The sequence below is a fragment of the Vibrio sp. 10N.261.51.A4 genome, assembly GCF_041471945.1.
GTDB classification, from domain to species: domain Bacteria; phylum Pseudomonadota; class Gammaproteobacteria; order Enterobacterales; family Vibrionaceae; genus Vibrio; species Vibrio crassostreae_C.
This window is the reverse complement of the sequence record NZ_JBFRPJ010000007.1, coordinates 58,563-79,548: the sequence shown is the minus strand read 5'-3', so window position 1 is coordinate 79,548 and position 20,986 is coordinate 58,563. Positions and strand designations below refer to the sequence as shown.

General features: G+C 43.4%; 19 protein-coding genes and 1 other RNA gene. 6 read left to right on the top strand and 14 right to left on the bottom strand.

The features are described from left to right. Positions 1-1,208: 1,208 nt before the first annotated feature. Positions 1,209-2,243 carry a hypothetical protein gene (locus AB4384_RS02940; RefSeq protein WP_372119256.1) on the top strand — a complete coding sequence of 345 codons (1,035 nt, stop codon included), beginning with the start codon at positions 1,209-1,211 and terminating at the stop codon, positions 2,241-2,243. Positions 2,244-2,448: 205 nt separating this feature from the next. On the opposite strand, the gene AB4384_RS02935 is transcribed toward AB4384_RS02940, so the two are convergent. Continuing rightward, positions 2,449-2,877, bottom strand: coding sequence for a hypothetical protein (locus AB4384_RS02935; protein ID WP_372119253.1), 429 nt, complete (start codon positions 2,875-2,877; stop codon positions 2,449-2,451). Positions 2,878-3,170: 293 nt separating this feature from the next. Here AB4384_RS02935 and AB4384_RS02930 point away from each other — a divergent pair, with 293 nt between their 5' ends. Continuing rightward, complete coding sequence (locus tag AB4384_RS02930; protein WP_372128854.1) at positions 3,171-3,758, top strand: hypothetical protein; 588 nt, start codon at positions 3,171-3,173, stop codon at positions 3,756-3,758. A gap of 208 nt (positions 3,759-3,966) precedes the next feature. Here AB4384_RS02930 and AB4384_RS02925 read toward each other — a convergent pair whose 3' ends face one another. Together AB4384_RS02925 and AB4384_RS02920 are read right to left on the bottom strand one after the other, a co-directional pair. Beyond that, positions 3,967-5,349: a DEAD/DEAH box helicase gene (locus tag AB4384_RS02925; RefSeq protein WP_372118948.1), complete on the bottom strand. Its 1,383-nt coding sequence runs from the start codon at positions 5,347-5,349 to the stop codon at positions 3,967-3,969. Beyond that, complete coding sequence (locus AB4384_RS02920; protein WP_371724562.1) at positions 5,343-5,888, bottom strand: hypothetical protein; 546 nt, start codon at positions 5,886-5,888, stop codon at positions 5,343-5,345. The genes AB4384_RS02925 and AB4384_RS02920 overlap by 7 nt, the downstream gene beginning before the upstream one ends. 101 nt (positions 5,889-5,989) lie before the next feature. On the opposite strand from AB4384_RS02920, the gene AB4384_RS02915 reads away from it, so the two are divergent. Continuing rightward, positions 5,990-6,298, top strand: coding sequence for a helix-turn-helix domain-containing protein (locus AB4384_RS02915; RefSeq protein WP_372118954.1), 309 nt, complete (start codon positions 5,990-5,992; stop codon positions 6,296-6,298). Positions 6,299-6,301: 3 nt separating this feature from the next. On the opposite strand, the gene AB4384_RS02910 is transcribed toward AB4384_RS02915, so the two are convergent. From AB4384_RS02910 to AB4384_RS02890, 5 genes are all read right to left on the bottom strand, one after another. After that, positions 6,302-7,396, bottom strand: a complete 1,095-nt coding sequence (locus AB4384_RS02910; protein ID WP_372128857.1) for a TniB family NTP-binding protein — start codon at positions 7,394-7,396, stop codon at positions 6,302-6,304. Further along, positions 7,365-9,230: a Mu transposase C-terminal domain-containing protein gene (locus AB4384_RS02905; RefSeq protein ID WP_372128853.1), complete on the bottom strand. Its 1,866-nt coding sequence runs from the start codon at positions 9,228-9,230 to the stop codon at positions 7,365-7,367. Before AB4384_RS02905 ends, AB4384_RS02910 begins: the two co-directional genes overlap by 32 nt. A 2-nt stretch (positions 9,231-9,232) precedes the next feature. After that, positions 9,233-9,856 carry a TnsA endonuclease N-terminal domain-containing protein gene (locus AB4384_RS02900; protein ID WP_017631046.1) on the bottom strand — a complete coding sequence of 208 codons (624 nt, stop codon included), beginning with the start codon at positions 9,854-9,856 and terminating at the stop codon, positions 9,233-9,235. Between the two features lie 138 nt (positions 9,857-9,994). Beyond that, an RNA gene (gene ffs / locus AB4384_RS02895) (signal recognition particle sRNA small type) lies at positions 9,995-10,091 on the bottom strand. Positions 10,092-10,287: 196 nt separating this feature from the next. Then, on the bottom strand, positions 10,288-11,031 hold the full coding sequence (locus tag AB4384_RS02890) for a hypothetical protein (protein WP_017070265.1): 744 nt from the start codon (positions 11,029-11,031) through the stop codon (positions 10,288-10,290). Between the two features lie 227 nt (positions 11,032-11,258). Here AB4384_RS02890 and AB4384_RS02885 point away from each other — a divergent pair, with 227 nt between their 5' ends. Then, positions 11,259-11,561 carry an MGMT family protein gene (locus AB4384_RS02885; protein WP_102319975.1) on the top strand — a complete coding sequence of 101 codons (303 nt, stop codon included), beginning with the start codon at positions 11,259-11,261 and terminating at the stop codon, positions 11,559-11,561. A 75-nt stretch (positions 11,562-11,636) separates the two neighbouring features. Here AB4384_RS02885 and AB4384_RS02880 read toward each other — a convergent pair whose 3' ends face one another. After that, entirely contained in the window at positions 11,637-12,077 is a 441-nt protein-coding gene (locus AB4384_RS02880) for a YbaY family lipoprotein (protein ID WP_102319976.1), read from the bottom strand. A 168-nt stretch (positions 12,078-12,245) separates the two neighbouring features. Here AB4384_RS02880 and tesB point away from each other — a divergent pair, with 168 nt between their 5' ends. After that, on the top strand, positions 12,246-13,106 hold the full coding sequence (gene tesB / locus AB4384_RS02875; RefSeq protein WP_029235187.1) for an acyl-CoA thioesterase II: 861 nt from the start codon (positions 12,246-12,248) through the stop codon (positions 13,104-13,106). A 133-nt stretch (positions 13,107-13,239) separates the two neighbouring features. Here the strand turns inward: tesB and AB4384_RS02870 are convergent, their stop codons facing one another. Further along, positions 13,240-13,905, bottom strand: coding sequence for a hypothetical protein (locus tag AB4384_RS02870; RefSeq protein ID WP_017070264.1), 666 nt, complete (start codon positions 13,903-13,905; stop codon positions 13,240-13,242). Positions 13,906-13,994: 89 nt separating this feature from the next. Beyond that, the gene (locus tag AB4384_RS02865; protein WP_017062025.1) at positions 13,995-14,468 is read right to left on the bottom strand and encodes an Lrp/AsnC family transcriptional regulator; all 474 of its coding nucleotides are present in this window, start codon (positions 14,466-14,468) and stop codon (positions 13,995-13,997) included. A gap of 129 nt (positions 14,469-14,597) precedes the next feature. Between AB4384_RS02865 and AB4384_RS02860 the strand changes: the two genes are divergently transcribed. Further along, positions 14,598-15,665: a PLP-dependent cysteine synthase family protein gene (locus tag AB4384_RS02860; RefSeq protein WP_136978152.1), complete on the top strand. Its 1,068-nt coding sequence runs from the start codon at positions 14,598-14,600 to the stop codon at positions 15,663-15,665. A 92-nt stretch (positions 15,666-15,757) separates the two neighbouring features. Here AB4384_RS02860 and AB4384_RS02855 read toward each other — a convergent pair whose 3' ends face one another. From AB4384_RS02855 to AB4384_RS02845, 3 genes are all read right to left on the bottom strand, one after another. Continuing rightward, positions 15,758-16,078 (bottom strand): DUF1244 domain-containing protein, encoded by a 321-nt coding sequence (locus AB4384_RS02855; RefSeq protein ID WP_004736423.1) that lies wholly within the window; start codon positions 16,076-16,078, stop codon positions 15,758-15,760. Between the two features lie 141 nt (positions 16,079-16,219). Continuing rightward, positions 16,220-19,333: a vibriobactin export RND transporter permease subunit VexH gene (gene vexH / locus AB4384_RS02850; RefSeq protein WP_017062023.1), complete on the bottom strand. Its 3,114-nt coding sequence runs from the start codon at positions 19,331-19,333 to the stop codon at positions 16,220-16,222. Then, positions 19,333-20,409 (bottom strand): efflux RND transporter periplasmic adaptor subunit, encoded by a 1,077-nt coding sequence (locus AB4384_RS02845; protein ID WP_102393841.1) that lies wholly within the window; start codon positions 20,407-20,409, stop codon positions 19,333-19,335. Before AB4384_RS02845 ends, vexH begins: the two co-directional genes overlap by 1 nt. Between the last annotated feature and the right edge of the window lie 577 nt (positions 20,410-20,986).

Genomic DNA, 20,986 nt, shown 5'->3' with positions numbered 1-20,986 from the left:
AAAGTATGCTCCCGCCCTGACTGCGGGTAACACATGTGATGGTCAATGGAGTGAGGGCATTCGTTAGATTCCTTCACTACCCCTACAAAATCTAATGTGTATTACTATCGACTAGTACAATAACTCTAGCAAGCTTTTGTCCCAATTCTTGGCTCTGTAAACGATTTTGAGGAAAACCTTGTTACGAACCCGTGGTAAACCCAAACTACACGCTCTTTGTTGACCAAAGCGAAATTAAACCGATGGGAATATTACACCTCGTATAACTCTGGTACCGCTGATGGTTATGCTAACGCTTTAGATGCAGACAAATGTAGGAAGAGTAAAAATCAGTGGAGTTAAACGAACCTTCATGAGAAAGTGCCGACCCTTTTTAATGATGGTGTAAAGGTGTTCGATGTTTAAGCAAGGCGATGTTGTGATTCATAAGTCCCGACCAGATTTGGGTAACGGGCTTGTCATAGAGTGCAATGCCTCAACCGTATCAGTAAAATTTGTGACAGCCGATTTTACTGGCATACCTACAAGCTCTATAGCGCTGGCAAGAAACGTAAACGGTCGTGCACCTAAAGTTGAATTACCAGTAAAAACTGTTCAGAAAGCGAACCCTAGATCGCCAACTATCAAATCCACAGCTCAACCAAACCCTAGGCTCACTGCCCCCTCAAGCGGTTTATTCAATGGATGCTTCGCTCCCATCCTCTTTTTTGGGGTACTCATATTTTTTGGTAGTTGCGTCAGCTCAATAACAGCACCGACCAAAGATAGCAATGGCTATTACAAAAACGAGGCCGAGGCTTGGAAGGCATGCAATGCGAAATATAACAACAAATGTAGGTATTTAGGTCCCTCATTTAAACATCATTGATAATTTTCATCGATTTGGCTTAGGTGCGGGTATCTATCGATGACCCCCCATTCTTTTGACAACAAACTCTGAGTCGCTTTTGTCCCAATGCGATTACCCAACTGGACTTTAGTTGACCCATAAGTAAAAACTGTCAAGCTTTATAACAACTAGACTAGAGTAGAGTATTGAAAATATTTATTCATTTACCCTCCCGAGACCCAACGAATTATCCACTTACTTTAGCCACAGCAAACAAAGGATGACACAGCAAGCACTTATTATGTAAGTAAATAGTACAACGTCATTACTTCGGTTATAGTGTTTTACAGTGAAATATTCGGATTAAGGACAATCCAAAATGCTAGAACGCTTTTGCTTTGGGATCGCACTTGGTGTGGTCCTTTGGTGTTTTTTACGAGAAGAAAAAATAGAATTTAATCAAGCTAACCACCCTATCCTAGTGGGTACCTTGGCTATATCAGCGATCGCGTTCATCATCTCATCTGCCGCTTTCGGACTTATCTTTGCAGGTGCTGCGGTCATTGAAATGACGATTGGGTTTGCTCTTGCGAATAAGCTTTTTGGCAGACCAAGCGACATGAGTCTTGAGCAGTACAAGGAAGTCCTTGAGCAACAAAGATTAGAGAAACAACGTAAGGCCGAACTCAAAGCCATTAGAAAAGCAAAAAGGATTGAAGCTAGTAAACGCCGAGTAAAGTGGTATTTCATCATTCTTTGTGCCGTGATTGTTGGCTACCAAGCGACCTTGATATCCGACTATTACGCTAAACAACCACAAACCCAGACAACAACAAAATCTAAGATCGAAACCACCAAAATCACTAGCATCACTCCTAATCGCACCACAACATACAAAACTAGCAGCACCTCTGAAAACAGGGGCAAACTCGTTGTTTCAGCTTGGGAGCACAAAGCTTGGCGCGTAGCTTCAGTTAACGACTACGTAATGATGAACGCCACAAACTCAGTGAACGGCAGCTTCCTTGGCGTACTAAGGCGACTAAATAATTGTGACAGTCGAACCCTCTCGCTAACTCTTAAAGCTAATCTTGCCGACCATGTAGATATTTACGGGAAAAATTTCCCTCTTCGCTTTTCTACCGATAAAGGTTTAATAGCCGTAGTTTCTGCGAAAGTTGTTCTCATTAAAACTACATTTCAAGGGCGCTACAACCAAGAAATTGAGTATTCTATCTCGCCAATTCCCAGCAACTTAATCACAGCATTCAAGCGTCGCGATAACGTGCGTGTTGATGTCGATGGAAACGCAAACTACACCGATGGTATAAGTCTCTACGGCGCGACGTTTGACCTCGCTGGATTCACCGCCACTTACCTCAAAGCCGATGAGGCGTGCCTAGTTCAAATCTAAAGCACAAAGTAGAGGGGATAGTGGCTGAGCAAATGTAGGGCGCTTCTGTCCCAAAGCGGCAACGCACATACTTTGGGGATGTGTCCAATACGCCTCTCTGGGTAAGATGAGCTTAGGCAGTGCAAAGTAAACATTGAGCGTTGGTGCACTACAGCAATGTCTTGGATTGATAATAACTTTGATGCTAATAATTAATAGTGTTGGACTAGAACTGTATATCATCTGCTTCTGAAGAGGAGCAGCTAAGTGATAATAAGTGATGAGGGTATTTTGTTAGGATTGCGAAATAAACTTCCATCTTTGTCAGGCTTTTTTTCCTTTTTTCTTCGAGATCATATCCCCCGTGTCCTGCTGCACCTGAATCAACAAGGCACATTGAGTATGAGCCATCTCTTTTGTAGTAAATTTTCACTGAAAAATTAGGAGTATAAAGGAACTTTATTTTCCTTCCATTTTTAGTAGACTGCCTAAAAGTCGATAGTTTCTCACGCTCTATGTAATGACATAATTTTTCTGCTAACTCTGGCGTTATTATCATTGAGTAGACTTTGAAATTGCTTGTCTCAACTTGCTCAGAGGTAAGGTTATCTTTTATTTCATTCCAAACACTAGGTTTAAAATATTCTTCTTTCATGGCAGCAAAACTACATAAGGAGTGTTGCATATAATCTAAGGAAAAATGCTATCTCTTTCAATTATCCAATTGGTGTACTTTTAACTTTACAGTAAATACTTGCAAGCTAAGAAGTAGTAGATACGAATTGTAAACCGGGGCGTGTCACAAACTTTCTATACGTTTGTTCTGAGTCACTTTTGTCCCCTCAGAAAATTCTCAGCCACACTCACATAAAAAGCTTGGGTGTATACAGGTTGGCTTTTTGATAGTGTAACATAATGAGGCAAAGCACATTTACAATAGGAAACGTAATGAATTTTTGGCTAATCGTTGCTCTGATAGCTGCTATCCCTACATATGGTACTTCTATAGCTTTATATTTCATCCTATCGTGGGCTAAAAGTGCTAGTCACGTAAAAAGAATTCCCGATATTATCGCTGCCCTTGCCGAACGCGATAAGGCAATTTGTTTAAAGGAAATCAAGTTTCCTGTCGTACTTGCGTTTGCAAGAGAGTCGTACTCTGTAAAACAGTTGAACAGCGACTATTTTGAGTTCACTTGCAAGCTAAGCAACGGTTATGAGTGTGAAGTCTCGGTGAACAGAGAGCGTGGTTCAAATGCTGCTATCATTGACGCTCAAGCATATAAGTTTATAAGAGTGGATGTATACACGTCTTCAAAAGTTCCAATGAACCTCTATAAATATTGGTCTAACTCTGGAATTGATGATTTTAATATTTGCGAAATGTACATAAGAAATATGGTTGATGACTTAAACCAAGCGGCTGAACTGTTGAACTTGGGTATGACGTGGGAAGAAATTTGCGAAATACCAATAGAAGAATCTTCCAAGTTATCGAACGTTGCTCTTGTTAGTAAGTATTCAAAGAGTCAATAACAAACCTTTTCAGATTGTACGGAACTTACGTAACTCTATTATTTATTGACCACGATATTTCCGTTCGAAACCTGCTACATCAAAACTTCAGAATGATTTTTTAAGTCGCTTTTGTCCAAGAATGAGTTACGATTTCAACAAGTCGGCTTGTACGATCTAGTCGTGACTAACAAGCCGATGTGTAAGATCTAATATGAGTTACTACAGTTTAAGTGAACGCTGCAATAACCCTCTGCTTAAATTGACCTAATCTCAGCTCATCCAAAGCTAAAGTGAGTCCTACATTATTTGAGTTGATAACATCTGAAGCTTCTCCCCAATTAAGTAGGCTTGGGTGAGGTCGATCAGATTGAACGCTTCCCGACACGGTACTCGGTGTCAGGTGCTTTTCATCAGTAGCGCTCGGCACATTATTCTCTTGTTTAATGTACAAGCAGCTATCAGGAATATCCTGCTCAATTCTTTCAGCAAACCCAATCAAATTTTCTTCAGCGAAGGTATACAACCATGCTTCTTGGTTGGGTGAATCATTAACTCTCAATATCCTTCCAAGCACTTGCCTGAAGTACAGTTCCGTTTTTACCGAGCTCATATGACAACAAACCTGAAGCCGAGGGATATCCGTTCCTTCACTTATCATCCCAACACTCACTATCCACTGAACCGTTGAGTGACGAAAGGACTCAATTTCATGTAACGGATTATCATGATGATAAGTCACTATGCATGCTGATTGATTAAAGTGCTCAACAAGTCGCTTTTGAATGTCTTTAGCGTGCTTAATAGAAGAGGCGACCACCAAGCCTCCAGCACTTGGGGACTCTTCCCTTATCTGCTCTAACTTTTGGCAGCCGCTATTTAGTATGTAATTCATAGCATCTTCGTTGTGGATGACGCTTTGATAAGAGACATCGGATTGTTTAAGGCAATCAAGAATAGAGGCGAAGTGTTGATTGTCACTGCTAGCCTTAACGCTCAGGTGTTCATTATCGATTAAAACGATTTTAGGGCGGCGGCATACCTTATCTTCAACTGCCTGTTGCAAGCCGTATTGATAATCGCAAACAACCTTGCCTTCAGGATCAGAATACTCAGCCATGACAATAGGTAACCGATCAGAACGCCAAGGAGTGCCCGACAGCGCCAGAGTATAACGAGCAAAGCTTTGGATCTTCGAGACGATTTCTAGCCCCCATGAATTTGACCGTCCCTCATCATCAAACGAGCAATGATGGATCTCATCAAATACCACTAGTACTCGATACTTACTGACGGTGTTCCAGAAGTTTTCATCTAAAAAACGGATGGATTGATAGGTATAAGAGCCCCCAAGAGAACCCAAGCCTCCATTAAAAGAACATTCCAGTTTCCATGAAAAGGTCTTTTGCATCCCTTCTGCAACAGTCAGTGAAGGAGAGAAACACAGCACTAAGTCAATCATGCCTTGTTCAAATAACCGTCTCGCAACCTCGGCGGCCATAACGGTTTTACCCGCTCCAGGAGTCGCTTGGCAGAAGAAGTGTGAATACTTGTTTGAAGTGAATTTCTCGATAGCTTGAGCTGCACACTCGGCTTGCCATGCTCTTAACATTGAGGAGCCTTACTTTGCGCGACTTGCATCCAGTTGGTTAGTGCATTAATTCTGCCTAATAGCTTGGCTGAGCGTTCTCTTGCCGCATTAAATAGCGGCTGCATATCTTGCTTATTGTTTGGGAAACGCATTAACAACGATTGGTATTCCTCAATCTCGCCTAGAGTAATTGCCAACTCGCCTTCATACTGTTTCTTCTCTTGCTCTAATGCATGTATAGAGTACTCCGAAGTTTGAACAGCCATTGAATCGACTTTAGCTTGCCTATTTCGACCCGATCTAGGCTCAACTGTGAGCGCTTTGAATTCGTTAGTTTGATGGTAACGTTTGTCTCTACGAGTCCCAATAACAGAAAGCCAACCTTTCTCCTCAAGTGATAGAAGTTGTTTATAAACATACTTTCGCGCGTCGACCTTGCTCGGGAAGGCTGAAGTACCGTTTAACAAAGCATCCCTAGCTTCTGTGACGGAGAAATTGTCCATCCCTTTTTCAATCAATAGGTTAAACATGTGAGGGTTAATTCTGGTTACTTTCTTCATGTGACTCTTACAGGCAATAAAAACTTAGGATTGCTAAGTATACAAAAATCAGTAAAACTTAGACAATCTAAGTTATCTAAAGGTTGAAAAGAAATGTGTAAGTGCAAAAATACAACCCAATCCCAGCGAGGCTCAAAGCTGCGCGTAAAAAAGCCAAGATCACCCAAAAAGATTTAGGGGTGAAAATTGGTATGGAGCAGAGTTCTGCTAGCGGTCGTATGAATCATTACGAAAAAGGCAGACATGTACCCGATATTGGTACGCTTGAACGTATGGCTGAAGAGTTAGATGTGCCGCTAAACTACTTTTTCTGTAGGAGCGAATTGAGCGCTGAGTTAGCATGTGCCATTGATAAGATGAGTGATGAAGAGAAGGCGGTGTTACTGGAGAGCCTAAAGAGCGAGAAGTAATACTTAAGCTTTAAGTCCATTTTTGCTCAATAACATACTCAATGGAATTGCATCCGTAAATCGCGGAGCAAGTATCTTATCTTCTACGGCAATGGCATTCAGATTGTAAGACGATCCAGAGTCAATTTGATGAAGACGAAGCTCCTCGATAGAACAATTAAAAGGGTTGTCCAAGTAGGGGAACTTAAATGAAAAAGTACGTGACAATATCGCTTTATCTATCGTATCAACGTTCTCACTGAAACTCATAAGTAGTGCGTCTTTCAAGAAGTGCTTTAACGCTCGGCACTCCCCTCTACACATAATAAACAAAGGATATAACACTTCATTTTTTGTAAGCACCGGCGGTTCTTCACAGCCCATTCTCGCACTCAAACCAGCGACAAATTTAGCAAAGTGCTTTTTTTGCTCCAAGTCAAAACTATAAGATGCCGTTCCACTCGAATGGCTGTTAGCTTTCAACAGCTTGAAATAGTTAATCTTTCGTCTCCAACTTAATCGTGAGTTCCATTGTGGCTCTGTCGCTATTACATCAGCATATGGCATACCAACCAGCACAAACGAGACTTTTGCTTCTTCACTTATATATTTGAACGTATTAGCAATAGCTTGCCTTTCTTCTGCTGTAGAAAACTCCACAAGCTCTTGAATTTCATTGACGATAATCAGCTCAACAGATTTACGTTTAAGTTGCTTTACAACTGCCTCACCAAGAGCAATTTCATTACGTCGTCGGGTACCTCTTCCGCCTGACTTTCCATCTAAATCGACTAGAAACTGCGTAAGCGTGTTCTGTTCATTTATGCGGCTTGGCACTCTGGTGCTAAGAACCGGTTGTTTGCTCCAAGTTGAACTCGGCAGAAAGCGTGATAGATAATTGTTAATCAAAGCCGTCTTTCCACTTCCGGCCTCACCAGTTAACAAGAAAGACTCCGGTTCACCGCCAAGGGAGTGATTAAAACGAAGTTGATCGAAAATGGAGTAGATTTCAGTTATTGCAGGGTACTCGATAAAGCTGGTTTCAAAGGACTTTAGCTGCTCAAACTGACTAGACGTTAAGTTCAAATTAATACCCCTCAATATCTTCAAAATCATCATCAGATAATTGCTCTGAGACATCGAACACTACCGTGGTTTCTTGTTTTACTGGAGTCGCATTGATTGAGCTTGGCCCTTCTGAGCCCACATCATTAAACTTTGCTAATTTCGAAGTATTGCCCGTTTTAGGCAAGCTAGCCTTATTGCTTTTTGCACCGCGGAATCTATCGGTTTCTTCCTGAATACGTTTCTTCATATACAGAAATGTATCCGCAAGCGCCTCATCATCAGCAAGCTGCTTAGTGTTAAGCCTGCGTACTTTATGTATGCGCTCATGTTCAAAAAGGGACAGTCCTTTTGTATATCCGTTGTTGTCTACCGCTGGAACTTTTATGTACCTCTTTTCCGATTCTAGGTAAACATGGATGTAGCTGATATCTGAAGGGTCTGTTTTGGTCTTAACAAACAGCTTTTTGCCATTATTGGACGCCCAGTATTTACGGTATTCAATAAGTTCTGAGGACTGATAGCGTAGGTTATGAAGCCTGATCCCTGCCACTCCAATAGTTCTGTGTCTAAGCAAACCTAGCTCAACTCTCAACTGCTCCTTCTCAGCACCAACGTAGTAGGAGGGAGTCCATTCCGATTGGTTCCACTTGTGGTATGGAATATCACGTTCTCTTGAATCTGGTGCCATGTGGTAATAATCGACAATCCATTTATGAAGTAATTCAAGAAATACAGAAACTCTAACCACCGCATCCTTCTTTGGGTTGTAATCTTGTAGTTGAGTAGGGTTGGTGAATGTTTTTCCAGGTAGTGAATTAACTAACCCTTTATTCATCTGATCAAACAGCTTTTCGATCCCTGACTTTCGCCAAGGTTTAGCTGCTTGACTGTATTGGATGTCAGACACTAGAGGCCGTAACGAATCTTCCAAGCTTTGACTCCAAAATTCAGCACCATTATCGACAACTAAACAGTCAATTTTGCCGTGACAAGGCCATTCATTATCAATGGATGGATACCTTTGCTTTACCCAACTCTTATCTAGTAGCGAGTTCAATAGCGCCTTTCTGACAGAGTCAAAACTAGGCTCTCTAAAGTTGATACTGCACCCAACGATACATTTACTGAAGCGGTCATATAGCATCGTCAGGTAGGGTCGACCCAAAGGAATATCTAGCTCGTCATCAATCAAAATTACTGGGACTGGTGTATGGTCAATTTCGACATACTCCATTGGTTTGGTCGAAACTACTTGCTGACCAACCGAGCGAAATTCTCGGTCTGCGTATCGTTTACCAAACCTTGCAATCGCTACCTCATAAGGAGGTAAGTCGTGTATTCGATTGTAAAAAGAACGTTCGGAAATTGGTTTTATTTTCCCCTCGACAATCCCACGATTTATTTGAATCACTCGACTCTTATAGTATCGATATGCTTCAGCAGCACTTAAGCGTTCACGAGTCAGGTATACGCTGTTAATTGCTTCATCAACTAAAGATTGAGAATCGAACTCTTTTTGTCGATTGCCTTTAAACGTATGCTTAGGAATAAGCGCACATGGGTCTTTACCCGCTTCAAAGTAAGATTTTTTCCAAGTTGCTAAAGTTCGCCAACTCGGGGGAATGAGTTGTAATTCCGATTCCACAAGAGTTAAGAGAGGGTTCAAGTTTTTCTCGGTCCATCCGCCTTTTAAACGCTTCTCTACGAACGCGATGATTTTGATACGACGGATAACTTCTTGCTGTACCTTCGGTGATTGAGAATCAATAGTTGAGGATATTTCAATAGGTTCATGAATTAGCTCTATTGGAAGCTGCTGAGACTCTCCCTCTGAAGCTTCAAATTCATCAAAGAACCCAAATATGTTGTTAGAGTCCGATGGCATAGTTAACACCAAACGTAGGTTTCGAGGCCAAAGCCAATATTGTTGAGGTCTGTTTTGATTTGCCCCGAAGAGATCCAAGGAAGAGTAGAGATAAGTGTGTCTTGCTCCGATAAACCGAAATACAAAGACACCTCTTGTAGCTGCACCATTTGTTTTCGTTGAATAAACGCCAATACTAGCTTTTGAAACTCAGTCACGGTTCGCAATCCGGAATAACGGTGTAGTAACTTAAAGTTATCTAACGTCGGTCCCATTCTAATTTGTTTCTCAGTAACCAAAACTAAGCGTCTGTTGAACTCATTCAACGCAACCCTTTGTTTCTCTTCAAATCTATTCCTGAAATCAGGTTTGAGAATCTGACTAGAGTGTTTTACTTCGAAGAGGGTTGACTGCTCGTTGTGATCTGTTACTAAAAAATCTGGGGTATATCGGCACTTACGATTATTGAATTGATAGTGGAAGCCAAAAGGTTGAGAGGTAAAACTTTTAATGTTTGCGTTATATTCGAGGTGAAAGCAGAAATCGAACTCCAAAATGGAGAGAGTGCGAACAACCGCATCATTCTTCAAGCTCATGAACTTACAGATGTTGTGTACGTGAGATGATTTCTTGGTTTGGTCGAACATAGCAAATCACTTTTGTTGTAAACCTACAACAAAAAATAGACTATGAAGACTTATGGTGCAAATATGAAGACTTATGATGCAGAAATGAAGAAAGCCTGCAATTTATGCGAACATATATTGCAGGCTTCATAAGGGGTGGGAACCCAGCCACATCCCGGCACACAAGTCACTCGCTGCGGCTGCTCCCTTCCAGGCCTGACCGAGTTCACGAGCTATTGTTGCGGGAGGACCAGGCCCCCATAGATTCGTTTTCTAAGAGGCTTGCCTCAAAGAGTGATTGGATTATTAAGCATCACAGCAACCATTGCAAGCCCTTCCACCCTATTTTTGAACAATTGCTGTCTAAGTGCTTATCCTTTATTCAAACCACTAGAAAATCGCAGGTAAATTCACCATTTACCTGCATTTGTAAGGTTCGGGTTATCTACGTACTAGATATCGATGTCTTCGTTATCTTCTGTACGAATGATGTAGTCTGTCATCCACGCGGTGCCTAATAGACATAACCACACCACAAAGACTGGACTAGGCACTTCGATGCTTGGGGTAATCACCAGTGCCGCAAAACCAACCGTCGGCAATGTCCAACACAATAGTTTATTCCAGCGGAAGGTTTTCAAGCGAGTCAGTGTTTCCATCGATGCCATGATGCCCGTTACACACAAGGCAACCAAAGCGGCATAAGGTAAATCGGCTATCCATAATGGAAGTATTAAGCCTAATGACCACCAGCTGTGTCGGCTAGCAGGCTTAAGATGATTTGCCGCCCACCAAATCACGATGATTGATAAGGTTTGAAGTGTGGTAACCCACGGGACGCCTTCAAGCTTGCCTGCTGATTGTGTCACCATGATCCCGACCTGCAAAGTAGTCACAATCAAGCCGGAAATAATCACGACCGACAAACTACTGCGTCTTGAAAAGACCACCATCAATAGCGGGAACAGTACCCACGCACTGACAGACAGCGTGATAGGCTGCAAAGGAAGGGTTAGACCATAAGTGGTCATGGCAGCAAGCAAAGCTAATCCTGCTATGCCCCCCTGCGGTAAAATCCATAAGGCAGGAATGACCATTGCAAGCACCGGGATATCTCCCTCACTTAAACTGATTGCTCTCGCGCAAACAACCGCTAATAATGTGGTGATCAAGAACTGAAACGTTGTAAATACCATAGCCCTCTCCTTCTACCGATCCGTGGTACCATACCAATCGTAGTAATTAACTGGTCACCCTAGCTTGTTAAAAAACTCGATAACCTCGTTAGATTTTTTGATTGGAGAATGACTACTTATCAAAACTTCTTATCAAAAAGAGCGGCCTTGCTCTCAAGCTTTTTCCCTGCGCTATTTTTGAACACTTACTTACTGTGATTGGTATTTATGAACTAGGAACATTTAGTATGGACCAATTTTTGAGCCAAATCTTTGCTGTGATTCACCAAATTCCATATGGGAAAGTAACAACTTATGGAGACATAGCACGTTTTTCAGGATTTCCGGGCTATGCGCGCCATGTTGGTAAAGCGCTGGGTAACCTGCCAGAAGGTAGCAAACTGCCTTGGTATCGAGTGATAAACAGCAAGGGTGAAATATCTTTAAAGGCTGATTCGTTCGACAGACAAAAGCAGCATTTGGTTAAAGAAGGGATTGAGGTGAGTGATGCAGGAAAGATCAAACTCAGAATATACAAATGGCAGCCCTAGAGCTGCCACTAATCGCTGATTCAACTGGCTAAGTTAAGCCAATCAAGATGCCTTAACAGTGGCATCGACTTCTGATTAACGAACACCAACCAAACGTAGGTCTGCTTGCTGTGTATTTTCTACATCAGTAATTACTGACTTAATCGTGTCAGTAGTGAAACGCAGTTTGCCGTCAACATGAATCGATGCGCGCATGTTGTAACGGTGGTTAGCTTTAATTTTGTCGTTGTCGTAGCTCAGCTCGAATGCGAACGGTACTTGCTTACCGTCTGTGGTGAACTCTTGAGTTGCGATAACCGTCGATGGTGCATCAGCCAGTGAGATATCTTCTAGCGTAACGGTAACCACTGCATTCTCTGGCAATGCAATTCTTTCACGGTAGCTTACTGTTCCTGAAATCACTTGAGTGTTCTCTGCAACCACTTCTTGAGAAGCGCTCGTTTCTGATGTTGCTTGGCAACCAACAAGTAGGCCAAACGATACTAAAGACGTAATAAGAATTAGAGCCTTTTTCATATTCAATTTCTCTCAACATGTTTGCCGGACTCGGCAAATCTACTCACCAATTATAAGAGAGCTTTCATATTCTGTCTTGAAACCCTATGATTTATTGACAGATATCTGACTAAGCTAAATGATTAACACCATAATCTGACACCCATTTTACGAAGAGGAATGCTGGCGATGAGTCAACCTTTACAAGAATTACTAAGTTTACTTCAGCTAGAAAAACTGGAAGAAGGTTTATTCCGTGGGCAAAGTGAGAACCTAGGCCTACCACAGGTATACGGCGGTCAGGTATTGGGACAAGCGCTTTCTGCTGCTCGTTATACCGTTCAAGACGACCGTAGTGTTCACTCGTTCCACAGTTATTTTCTGTTTCCCGGCGATCCTGAAAAGCCAATCATTTACGATGTTGAGAACCTACGAGATGGACGCAGCTTTAGCACACGCCGTGTAAAAGCGATTCAAAATGGCCGCCCTATTTTCTATCTCACTGCTTCTTATCATGGCGATGCGCCAGGGTTTGAGCACCAGATTTCAATGCCTGATATTCCGGGACCAGAGAACTTTGCCTCAGAAACTGAATTAGCGAGCCACATTGCGGAATTCTTACCAGAGAAACTGCGCAAAACCTTCTGTGGCGAAAAGCCGATTGAGATGCGTCCGGTGACGGTGGTAAACCCACTGAAACCTAAGAAGACGGAAGCGAAACAATACCTTTGGGTAAGAGCGAATGGCGCGATGCCAGACAACCACTTGATCCACCAATACCTGCTTGCCTACGCATCGGATTGGGGATTCTTAGTGACGGCGCTTCACCCACATGAAGTCTCTATCATGACGCCAAATTTTCAAGTGGCGACGATTGACCACTCAATCTGGTTCCACCGCCCATTCAAAATGGACGAATGGCTGCTTTATGCGATTGAAAGCCCAACGGCAGCGAACACTCGCGGCCTAGTGCGCGGCGAGATCTTCAACCAGAAAGGTGAGCTGGTAGCGACAGCAGTACAAGAAGGTGTGATGCGTTTTACTAAATAGCACTCAAATAAATAGCGGATAAACGCTTCTTACAAGCCCCAAATACGCACAAACAAAAAGAGGCTAGGTTTAATACCTAGCCTCTTTCTTTAATGACGCTTAAGAAAACTCGTCACGCAAAAATCAATAAAACCTACTCAACTTCTAACGTTGGCTCAAACTCGCCTTGAACTCGCGTTTTAATGCCATCACCTGCGTCTCGTAGAAGGTTAAATGGCGATAACACTACGCCTTTCACCGCGCCCTCAGCGGCTCCCTGAGCGAGTTCCTTACTCTTATCAGCTAACAAATTAGCTTGTGCCAAAATACCTGGGACTTCCGCTCGTAGCATTTCAGATTCCGTGACGATGACAGGAATAGTCTGTTCGCGGTAAGACTTACTTTCAGCGAGCATTGGTGGCATTACGTCTACGCGGTATCTCTTTAATTCAGTTAATGTTGGTGGAATAACATCGGTTCTTACCTGCTCGACTTCCGTTCGAACATTTTTCACTTCATCTAATATCGCAGGGATTTTGTTGTCGACCGAGGCTACGGTTTGATTCACATCATCGATCGTCTTTCTAACTTCTTCGACAGTGTTTAACACCTGAGGAGCAAGATCGCTGACATGTTCTGCAAGCGCTAATAGCTCTTCTACTTTGAGCCCTTTGGTGAGGCCCGATATGTCTTCGATAACTTGCGGGTAAGTATCAACGATTTCACCGACTTTATTAGTCAATGAGTAGATGGTGTAACCCAAGTAAAAAATGGCGACCGCCAGTACCAGCTGGATAGCGGTAGATACTTTTGCAAACATGAATAATCCTTTTCTTTATCGCAGAGACGAGATCTAAACTGAGAAGATAGTTAAACTAAAGCGATAGTTAATCTATTACTAGGCGCAGCTTAAAGCGGCAATGCTGTCGTGTACTTCAATGGTTCCATCGCAAACGTCGAGGTCACATTAGAGATACCATCAATGCTATTCACCAAGCGCTTATAGAAATCATCAAAGCACTTCATGTCTTTAACCTGAACCTTCATCATATAATCATATTCGCCAGCCATGCGATAGAACTCCATCACTTCTGGAAATTCCGACACAGTATTCACAAAACGACCATACCACTCATGAGAATGATCACTGGTTTTCACCAATACGAACGCAGTAAAGGAAAGATCCAGTTTTTCCGGGTTCAGCAGTGCAACTCTTTTCTCAATAATGCCGTTCTCTTCGAGGCGCTTAAGCCTTTTCCAACAAGGCGTTGTAGTGAGATTGACCGCTTCAGAAATATCGTTCAATGACAGGGTGCTGTCTTCTTGCAGTAACCCTAATATTTTTTTATCTACGGCATCTATCACACTTTCACCAAATCGCATTTAAAGAGAATAATTTTCTACAATTTAAGCAAAACAAAGCAAGTATGGCAAAGTTTTTCTCTCCGATTATAGATAAATTAGAACCATACCAATTACAAAGAATTCCTACACTCGATCAGGAGAACGTTTATGTGCACTGACCATCAATGGATTAACAACGCGATTCGTAAAATTGAAGCGGACTACCAACGCTCAGCGGATACGCACCTTATCAAGCTCGATCTACCAAGTATCGAAGGCATTGATGTTTACCTTAAAGATGAAAGCACACACCCTACAGGCTCTTTAAAGCACCGTTTAGCGCGTTCTCTCTTCTTATACGCTATCTGTAACGGTTGGGTTGGCCCAGAAACCACGATCATTGAATCTTCATCGGGCAGTACTGCGGTGTCTGAAGCTTACTTCGCTCGCCTACTTGGCCTTCCATTTATCGCGGTAATGCCAAAATGCACAGCGAAGAAAAAGATCGAGCAAATTGAATTCTACGGCGGCCAAGCGCATCTTGTGGACCGCTCAGATGAAATTTACGATGAGTCTCGCCGTTTAGCAGAAGAATTGAATGGTCACTACATGGATCAATTTACTTACGCTGAGCGCGCAACCGACTGGCGTGGTAACAACAACATCGCGAACTCGATTTTCAATCAAATGCAGATGGAAGATCACCCAGTTCCGGCTTGGGTAGTAATGAGCCCAGGTACTGGCGGTACTTCAGCGACGATTGGCCGTTTCATTCGCTACCAACAACATGAAACTAAGCTTTGTGTTGTGGACCCTGAGAACTCTGTATTCCACGAATACTTCCAAACAGGCAATGCGAACGTGAAATGTAGTACATTCAGCAAGATTGAAGGCATTGGTCGCCCACGAGCAGAACCAAGCTTCATTCCTGGTGTGGTTGACGAAATGCGTAAAATCCCAGACGCAGCAAGTATCGCAACGACACATTGGTTATCTGACATTCTTGGTCGCAAGGTTGGCGCATCAACCGGTACTAACATGTACGGTGTGCTTCAGCTAGCCAGTGAAATGAAAGCTCGTGGAGAAAAAGGTTCTATCGTGACTTTGCTATGTGATAGCGGTGAACGTTACCTAGACACTTACTTCAATGACGAGTGGGTAAATCTGAATATCGGTGACCTACAGCCGTACGCGGCGAAGTTAGAAGCTTTCTCGCAAACGGGTGAGTTGGCTTAAATACAGAGCAAGCACCGACTCCAAACTAAAAAGAGCCTTGATGGGCTCTTTTTGTTTATTCATTCTATTAATCAACCACCAACGAGAACAAATTACTCTGGCTTCTGCTTCGCTTCAAATGCCGCTAGTTGTTCAGGCGTCGCTTTTGGCTGATGGTTTTGTTTCCACTCATCGTAAGTCATGCCATATACGCGCTCACGAGCGTCATCGATATCCAAGTCTAAGCCTTGTTGCTCTGCTTCCGCTTTGTACCATTTACTGAAACAGTTTCGGCAGAAGCCAGCCAAGATCATCAGATCGATGTTCTGCACATCTTTATTGTTATCTAGGTGTGCTAGCAGGCGACGAAAGGTTGCTGCATCCAGCTTATCTTGTTCTTCTTGAGAAAGATCTTTGTATTTAAATTCAGCCACTTTACTTTCCTTTATTCGATTTATTGTATTAATTCGTTGAGCTCTGTTTGTTATACAAAAAAAGCCTGCAATTCGCTAGGAGCAAACGCAGGCTTTTCAATATTGTTACACTATTCCGTGTTCATTAATCGTGCGTGTTCATTAACCGTGAGAGGTTCTTCCCACGTTGTCATGGCTAAGCTCTTTATTAAGTTCCGCTTCCACGTGACCCGGAGAGCGTGTTGATCCTGAAATCAGTCGGTACATCGCAGGGATAACGAACAGAGTTACCAATGTCGCGAAGCCCATACCGAAGAAGATAACCGTACCCACAGCCACTCGGCTTTCATAGCCTGCGCCCGTTGAAGTAATCAATGGAATTGCACCAGCCAGCGTCGTGAATGCCGTCATCATGATTGGACGTAAGCGTCGAGCAGAAGCATCAATGATCGCCTTTTCAAACTCAATACCACGGTCACGAAGTTGGTTGGCAAACTCCACGATCAAGATACCGTTTTTGGTTACCATGCCGATCAACATGATCATACCAATTTGACTGTAGACGTTGAGCCCTTGACTCATCAACACCAAACCTAAGAAGCCACCGAAGATACCCATAGGTACGGTGAACATTACCACCAGTGGGTTAATGAAGCTTTCAAACTGTGCGGCCAGTACCAAGTACGCGACCAACATCGCTAGCGCAAACACCACTAAGATACTCGATTGGTTCTCTTTGAAGTCTTTTGACTCGCCTGAGTAGCTCACTGAAATATCACCCGGTAGCTGCTCAATCGCTTGTTCATCAAGGAAGTCGAGTGCATCACCCAGCGTGTAACCTTCCATTAGGTTCGCTTTAATGGTCACCGATTTCTGCTTGTTGTAGTGCGACAAACGAATCGATGAAGCCACTTCTTCAATGTGCGTCAGCGTATCAAGTGTAACCAGCTCACCAGACTGAGTTCGCATGTAGATTTGGCTTAGATCGTTCGCGTTGTTGAAGCTGTTTTCATCACCACGCAGATACACGTCGTACTCTTCACCACGGTCAACGAAGGTCGTTTCACTGCGGCCGCCAAGCATGATTTCTAACGTATCTGAAATGTCTGAAACGCTAACACCTAGCTCTGCTGCACGCTGCTTATCTACGGTTACCAATAGCTCTGGTGTTTTCTCAGAGTAATCGATGTCCGCGCCTTCCATCATTGGAGAATCTTCAGCCGCTTGCTTTAAGAGCTCTGCCCACTTCTGAAGTTCAGAGTAATCAGAACCGCCAAGTACGAATTGAACAGGCTCACTTGAACCACCTTTGAAGCCCGGCATGAACGGGAATACACGCACATCTGGAATGCCGTTCAACGATTTACGAACTTCGTTCAACGCTTCTTGTGCGGTAACGTCACGCTCATCCCAGTCTTCTAGGATCATGATTACGAAGCCCGTTTGGTCACCCGCATTACCACCAAACGCTGGTGATTGAATACTGAATGACTTCAAGAAGCCCTGACCAAGCAATGGCATTAAGCGTTCTTCAACGATGTCCATGTTGGCAGACATACGGTTGTAACTGGTTGCATCGGCACCACGAACAAACGCAAATATAACACCACGGTCTTCTTGTGGCGTCAGTTGCGACGGCACTTGTTGCATCAAGCCATAACTACCGCCCATACACGCGATAATGATGATTGGAGCGGCCCAACGCCAGTTAAGAGCACGGCGCAATACCGCGCGGTATCCAGACTCAAGCTTGCCAAATACGCGCTCGACAAACAAATTGAAACGGTTTGGTTTAACGTTCGCTTTAAGGATCTTACTGCCTAGCACTGGCGTTAGCGTTAATGCGACTAGCGACGAGAAGATCACCGACATCGCAAGCAATACAGAAAACTCGGTAAACAATAGGCCAACCATGCCGTCCATGAACGAGATTGGTAGGAATACCATTACCAATACAAGCGTTGTTGCGATTACCGCGAAGCCTACTTCACGAGTACCTTTATAGGCCGCAAGCAGCGGTGACTCACCACGTTCAATATGGTGGAAAATGTTCTCAACCACCACGATCGCATCATCTACCACCAAACCAATCGACAGGATAAGTGCCATCAAGGTAATCAGGTTGATAGAGAAACCGAAGTAGTACGCGGCAATAAACGACGAGATCAGAGATACAGGTACGGTTACCGCTGGAATAAGTGTTGCACGTGCTTGACCAATAAAGATATAAAGCACAAGGATAACCAAGCCGCCCGTGATAAAGAGCGTGCTGTAAACCTCAGAGATTGAGCGGTCGATAAAGACAGTTGAGTCATAGTCGACAGCTAAACGAGTACCGTCTGGCAAGAACTTTTGAATTGCTTCGACTTCTTTATGGACTAAGTCAGCCACCTCAAGTGGGTTCGCATCTGACTGAGGCACGATACCCATACTTACGTTAACAACGCCGTCACTCTTAAAGGTCGAGTTCTCGTTTTCTGCGCCAATGTAAACATCCGCTACGTCTTTCAAGTAGATAGGTGTGTTATCAGAGGCACGTTTAACGACTAGATATTCGAAATCTTCCGCTTCAGTGTAAGAACGAGCAGTACGAACCGACATCACAATCGCATCGTTACGTACTTCACCACCTGGGCTTTCAATGTTCTCACTGTTCAGAGCAGAAGTGATGTCCGAGGTAGTAACGCCACGACCCGCCATCTGCGCAGGTTTCAGCTTCACGTACATTACTTTGTACAAGCCACCTGAGATATCCACCGAGCTCACGCCAGAAATCAAACTAAAGCGGTCAATCAACACACGTTCGGTGTAGTCGGTTAACTGCGTTCGGTCCATCTCCGTCGAACTTAAGTTGATGTAGACCGAAGCTTCACCACTACCATTGTTCTTATAAACAATTGGGTCGTCGGCTTCATCTGGCAATGAACGCTGCGCACGAGCTACAGCATCACGAACATCACTCACACCGGTATTGAGGTCGTAACCAAGCTCAAAAGTAATCGTGATACGCGACATACCGTTACGCGTTGTGGATTCGATCTCATCGATACCACTGATGCCGGATAACTGGTCTTCAAGGTTGGAGGTTATTTGGCTTTCAATGATGGTGGCAGACGCACCCTCATAACGAGTACTGATCGATACTACCGGGCTTTCAATATCTGGCATCTCACGAACCGCGAGCTTATTGAAAGAGACAATACCAAACACAACCAATAGTAGGCTCAATACGACGGCCGCTACTGGTCTCTTTACAGAAACATCAGATAACAACATTAGTTAGCGCCTTCTTGTGCTTTTTTATCACTTGCTGCATCAGCTGGGCGATTAACGGCAAGCTCTTGAACCAAGACGCCGTCACGCATGTTCACGATACCTTGCACCACGATCTTCTGGCCAATTTCGATGCCTTTGTCGATCACGACTTCGTTATCGATACGTGCCCCAAGGAAAACTTCTGTACGAGTTGCTTTATTATCTTCGTCGATAACATAAACGAAACGCTTCGTACCTGAATACTCAAGCGCTTGAACTGGAATGATTGGCGCTTCCACTGGTGGGAAGTCCATATCCGCCGCCACTAACATACCTGGCTTTAGATAATCATTATTGTTGTCGAAGTGGATTCGAACTCGAAGGTTCAAGGTTTCAGCGTTAATACGAGAATCAATGCCTACTACAGTACCAGTGAACTGAGTGTCGCCCCATGCGCTAGTGCGAGCCGTTACTTTCATACCTTTAGACAGTTTAGAAAGGTAGCGCTCCGGGATCTGCAGATCTAATTGCATTACCGATAGGTCATCTAAGGTCACGAGTTCAGTACCTGCTGTCACCATTTTACCGCGGCTAAAGTCGATAAAACCAACAGTGCCCGAGAATGGCGCGCTGATATGAAGATCTTTCAGATTGGCATTTGCAGCAGCTAAACGAGCGTTGGCAATCTCTACGTTCGTTTTCTGAGCGTCAATTTCAGTTTGCGTGATCGCGTTACGTTTCACTAGGCGTTGAAATTCCGCTAGCTTACGTTGCTCGTCTTTTAGATAAGCTTGCGCTTCTGCAACTGCCGCTTTTGCTTTGTCATCGTCGAGTTGAACCAACATCTGCCCTTTAGTGACATCTTGATTGGCTTTAATGTTGATAGAGTCCACTCTGCCAGCCACTTCAGAAGTGATCATTACCGATTGCTCGGCTTCTAGCTTACCGACCAACGAAAGAGATTGGCTAACTTGGTGAATATCAACCTGCTCAGTAACAACAGTGACAGTGCTTGGGCCCATACGTTTAGCGAGTACGGCTGGAGACGCCATAAGAATAGACAAGCTAAGCAGGGTTAAAACAGATTTACGCTTCATAATAATGGTCTGCAAGTAAGTTTATACCAATCACAGTGAGTAAGTGGTCAGAAATAGCGTAGGGAAAAGGCTTGAGAACAAGGCAGCTCTTTTCAACAGATAGTTTCGATAAGTAGTTATTCTACAATCAAAATATCTGACGCTGTTCTCGAGCATTTTAGCAAGCTAGAATGACAAGTTACTTACTACGATAGGTATTATTATCTATAAATGAAATTAACCGTATTCTATCAACTGATGAATGCTGTAACGTCAAGAAGTGTAAATCTAGATTAAATTCCATTTACGTTTCATCACGTTTTAGACACATTGAACACAATACAGAAAGCCTGTCACCTCAAGGTGTTACCTATCAGTACGTAAACCTTAGTACAGATGTTCACTTCACGAGCAATATGCGTACTTTTCGCCATCTTTGCCCAAAAAGGCAGCATTTAACACAAAACCATAAGAAAAACCCTTTACAGGTTTAGCGTGTTTGCTATGATGCGCTCCGCACTTGAGAGATGCGTTGGGAAAAACATCTCTTTAGCCTATCCATTATGAGTTAGGAAAAAACACCCTGGAGGGGTTCCCG

Bases quoted from the DNA above. Each gene is read 5' to 3' on its own strand.
- AB4384_RS02940 (WP_372119256.1), top strand. From the start codon at position 1,209: ATGCTAGAACGCTTTTGCTTTGGGATCGCACTTGGTGTGGTCCTTTGG.
- AB4384_RS02935 (WP_372119253.1), bottom strand. From the start codon at position 2,877: ATGAAAGAAGAATATTTTAAACCTAGTGTTTGGAATGAAATAAAAGAT.
- AB4384_RS02930 (WP_372128854.1), top strand. From the start codon at position 3,171: ATGAATTTTTGGCTAATCGTTGCTCTGATAGCTGCTATCCCTACATAT.
- AB4384_RS02925 (WP_372118948.1), bottom strand. From the start codon at position 5,349: ATGTTAAGAGCATGGCAAGCCGAGTGTGCAGCTCAAGCTATCGAGAAA.
- AB4384_RS02920 (WP_371724562.1), bottom strand. From the start codon at position 5,888: ATGAAGAAAGTAACCAGAATTAACCCTCACATGTTTAACCTATTGATT.
- AB4384_RS02910 (WP_372128857.1), bottom strand. From the start codon at position 7,396: ATGATGATTTTGAAGATATTGAGGGGTATTAATTTGAACTTAACGTCT.
- AB4384_RS02905 (WP_372128853.1), bottom strand. From the start codon at position 9,230: ATGCCATCGGACTCTAACAACATATTTGGGTTCTTTGATGAATTTGAA.
- AB4384_RS02900 (WP_017631046.1), bottom strand. From the start codon at position 9,856: ATGTTCGACCAAACCAAGAAATCATCTCACGTACACAACATCTGTAAG.
- AB4384_RS02890 (WP_017070265.1), bottom strand. From the start codon at position 11,031: ATGGTATTTACAACGTTTCAGTTCTTGATCACCACATTATTAGCGGTT.
- AB4384_RS02885 (WP_102319975.1), top strand. From the start codon at position 11,259: ATGGACCAATTTTTGAGCCAAATCTTTGCTGTGATTCACCAAATTCCA.
- AB4384_RS02880 (WP_102319976.1), bottom strand. From the start codon at position 12,077: ATGAAAAAGGCTCTAATTCTTATTACGTCTTTAGTATCGTTTGGCCTA.
- tesB (WP_029235187.1), top strand. From the start codon at position 12,246: ATGAGTCAACCTTTACAAGAATTACTAAGTTTACTTCAGCTAGAAAAA.
- AB4384_RS02870 (WP_017070264.1), bottom strand. From the start codon at position 13,905: ATGTTTGCAAAAGTATCTACCGCTATCCAGCTGGTACTGGCGGTCGCC.
- AB4384_RS02865 (WP_017062025.1), bottom strand. From the start codon at position 14,468: ATGCGATTTGGTGAAAGTGTGATAGATGCCGTAGATAAAAAAATATTA.
- AB4384_RS02860 (WP_136978152.1), top strand. From the start codon at position 14,598: ATGTGCACTGACCATCAATGGATTAACAACGCGATTCGTAAAATTGAA.
- vexH (WP_017062023.1), bottom strand. From the start codon at position 19,333: ATGTTGTTATCTGATGTTTCTGTAAAGAGACCAGTAGCGGCCGTCGTA.
- AB4384_RS02845 (WP_102393841.1), bottom strand. From the start codon at position 20,409: ATGAAGCGTAAATCTGTTTTAACCCTGCTTAGCTTGTCTATTCTTATG.